Origin of the sequence: Streptomyces sp. NPDC006512, assembly GCF_040611935.1 — a bacterium.
In the GTDB taxonomy this organism is placed as follows: Bacteria; Actinomycetota; Actinomycetes; order Streptomycetales; family Streptomycetaceae; genus Streptomyces.
Window position 1 is genome coordinate 1 of record NZ_JBEXPG010000138.1, and the last position, 3,105, is coordinate 3,105.

General features: G+C 74.1%; 3 protein-coding genes. All 3 read left to right on the forward strand.

The genetic code is table 11. The features are described from left to right. Nucleotides 1–271: 271 nt before the first annotated feature. From ABZZ17_RS39955 to dmpG, 3 genes are read left to right on the forward strand one after another with little or no spacing between them, the layout of a single operon-like run. Nucleotides 272–1,057 carry a 2-keto-4-pentenoate hydratase gene (locus tag ABZZ17_RS39955; RefSeq protein WP_356884292.1) on the forward strand — a complete coding sequence of 262 codons (786 nt, stop codon included), beginning with the start codon at nt 272–274 and terminating at the stop codon, nt 1,055–1,057. 20 nt (nt 1,058–1,077) lie between these two features. Beyond that, nucleotides 1,078–1,971, forward strand: coding sequence for an acetaldehyde dehydrogenase (acetylating) (locus ABZZ17_RS39960; RefSeq protein WP_356884294.1), 894 nt, complete (start codon nt 1,078–1,080; stop codon nt 1,969–1,971). Further along, the gene (gene dmpG, locus ABZZ17_RS39965; protein WP_356884296.1) at nt 1,968–3,017 is read left to right on the forward strand and encodes a 4-hydroxy-2-oxovalerate aldolase; all 1,050 of its coding nucleotides are present in this window, start codon (nt 1,968–1,970) and stop codon (nt 3,015–3,017) included. Before ABZZ17_RS39960 ends, dmpG begins: the two co-directional genes overlap by 4 nt. Nucleotides 3,018–3,105: the final 88 nt, after the last annotated feature.

Consider the following 3,105-nt stretch of genomic DNA (forward strand, 5'->3'; position numbering starts at 1 on the left):
TCCTTTGGGGGGGTTGTGTCCCCCCCGGCCCCCCCCCTGTTGGGCGGGCCCGGGGGGGGGGGCCCCCCCCCCGGGGGGGGGGGGGGGGGGGGGGGGGGGGGGGGGGGGGCGCCCCCCCCCCCCGCCGCGCACTGCCCCCGGCACCCCGCCCCTTTTCCCGCTCAGCGGGACCCCTCCTCTTTTCCCGCTCAGCGGGATCGTGACCTCCCGCCCGGGCCCGCCGCCCGCCTACCGTCTGCCGCACCACACACCACCGCGGCCGGGAGGCCCCATGATCGACGACCGGCGCCGGCACGAGGCCGCCCGGCTGCTGCGCGCGGCGGAACGCCACCGGGCCCCCGTACGGCCGCTGACCGAGCTCTTCGAGGGGATCGACGCACAGGACGCGTACGAGATCCAGCTGATCAACGTCCGCCACCGCACCGGCACCGCGGGCGCCCGCGTCACCGGACACAAGGTCGGGCTCTCCTCGCCCGTCATGCAGGCCATGATGGGCGTCGACGAACCCGACTACGGCCACCTGCTCGACACGATGGAACTGCGCCGCGGCACCCCCGTCCGGGCCGCCGCGTACTGCGCGCCCCGGATCGAGGCCGAGGTCGGCTTCGTCCTCGGCGCCGACCTGCCGGGCGAGGGCTGCACCGAGGCCGACGTACTGGCCGCCACCGAACGCGTCGTCCCCGCGCTGGAACTGATCGACAGCCGCATCGCCGACTGGCGCATCACCATCGCCGACACCATCGCCGACAACGCCTCCTCCGCCGGCTACGTCATCGGCGAGGGCCGCGACCCCCGCTCGCTCGACCCGAAGACCGTCGAAGTCCGGGTCGCCGCCGACGGCGAAACCCTCGCCGAGGGCCGCGCCGACGCCGTCCTCGGCGACCCCGCCACCGCCGTCGCCTGGCTGGCCCGCACCGTCGCCCGCTTCGGCGTCCCGCTCCGCAAGGGCCACCTGATCCTGCCCGGTTCGTGCACCCGCGCCGTGGACGTGCGCCCCGGACGGACCTACACCGCCGACTTCACCGGGCTCGGCCCGGTGTCCCTCTCCTTCACCTGAGGCCCGTACGGGAGTACCGCATGAAGAAAGCCACCGCAGCCGTCGTCGGCTCCGGCAACATCGGGACCGACCTGCTCCACAAGCTGCTCCGCTCCCCGCACATCGAGCCCCGCTGGATGATCGGCGTGGACCCCGCCAGCGAAGGCCTCGCCCGCGCCCGCCGCGCCGGGCTCGACACCTCCCACGAGGGCGTCGACTGGCTCCTGGCCCGCGGCGAACTGCCCGACCTGGTCTTCGAGGCCACCTCCGCCTCCGTGCACCGGGCCAACGCCCCGCGCTACGCCGAGCTCGGCATCAAGGCCGTCGACCTCACCCCCGCGGCCGTCGGCCCCGCCGTGGTCCCGCCCGCCAACCTCACCGCCCACCTCGACCGGACCAACGTCAACATGATCACCTGCGGCGGCCAGGCCACCATCCCCATGGTGTACGCCGTCTCCCGCGTGGTGCCCGTCGCCTACGCCGAGATCGTCGCCTCGGTGGCCTCCGTCTCCGCCGGCCCCGGCACCCGCGCCAACATCGACGAGTTCACCCGCACCACCGCCCGCGGCATCGAGGACATCGGCGGCGCCGCCCGCGGCAAGGCCGTCATCATCCTCAACCCGGCCGAACCGCCGGTGACGATGCGCGACACCGTCTTCTGCGCGATCCCGCCGGAAGCGGACCGCGCGGCCGTCGCCGCCTCGATCCACCAGGTGGTGCGCGAGGTGGCCTCGTACGTCCCCGGCTACCGGCTGCGCACCGAGCCGCAGTTCGACGAACCCTCCGAGGCGACCGGCGGCGCCGCCCGCGTCGCGGTCTTCCTGGAGGTGGAGGGCGCGGGCGACTACCTGCCGCCGTACGCCGGGAACCTCGACATCATGACCGCCGCCGCCACCAAGGTCGGCGAGGAGTTCGCCAAGGAGCTGCTGAAGTGACCGCCCACTCCGACACCCTCGACATCCGGATCACCGACTCCTCCCTACGGGACGGCTCGCACGCCAAACGGCACCGGTTCACCGTCGAGGACGTCACGTCGGTCGTCGCCGCGCTCGACGCCGCGGGAGTCCCCGTCATCGAGGTCGCGCACGGCGACGGACTCGGCGGATCCTCCTTCAACTACGGCTTCTCCCGCACCCCCGAGCAGGAACTCATCAAGGCCGCCGCCGACACCGCCCGCACCGCGAAGATCGCCTTCCTGATGCTGCCCGGACTCGGCGTGAAGGACGACATCCGCGCCGCCCACGCGAGCGGCGGCCGGATCTGCCGCATCGCCACCCACTGCACCGAGGCCGACATCTCCGTCCAGCACTTCGGCCTCGCCCGCGCCATGGGCCTGGAGACCGTCGGCTTCCTGATGATGGCCCACTCCACCAGCCCCGAGAACCTCGCCCGCCAGGCCCGGATCATGGCCGACGCCGGCTGCCAGTGCGTGTACGTCGTCGACTCCGCGGGCGCCCTCGTCATGGACCAGGTCACCGACCGGGTCGCGGCCCTGGTCGCCGAGCTGGGCTCCGACGCCCAGGTCGGCTTCCACGGCCACGAGAACCTCGGCCTCGGCGTCGGCAACTCGGTCGCCGCCGTACGCGCCGGAGCCCTCCAGATCGACGGGTCGACCCGGCGCCTGGGCGCCGGAGCCGGAAACACCCCCGTCGAGGCCTTCGCCGCCGTCTGCCAGAAGATGGGCATCCGCACCGGCATCGACGTCCTCGCGATCATCGACGCCGCCGAGGACGTGGTGCGGCCCGTCATGGACGAGGAGTGCCGCCTCGACCGCATGTCCCTGCTCATGGGCCACGCCGGCGTCTACTCCAGCTTCCTCGTGCACGCCTACCGGCAGGCGGAACGCTACGGAGTCTCCGGCGCGCGGATCCTGCTGCGCGCGGGCGAACGCCGCCTCGTCGGCGGCCAGGAGGACCAGCTCATCGACATCGCCCTGGAACTCGCCGCCGAGGCCCGGGCCGCCTCCGCCCCACCCGCCTAGGGCCTGTCGTCAAACTCCCGTCGTCGCCCGGAGGGCGGCCCTGCGGCGTCTGGTGCGTGCTCTCGGTGCGCCGGGCGGAAGCCCGCGT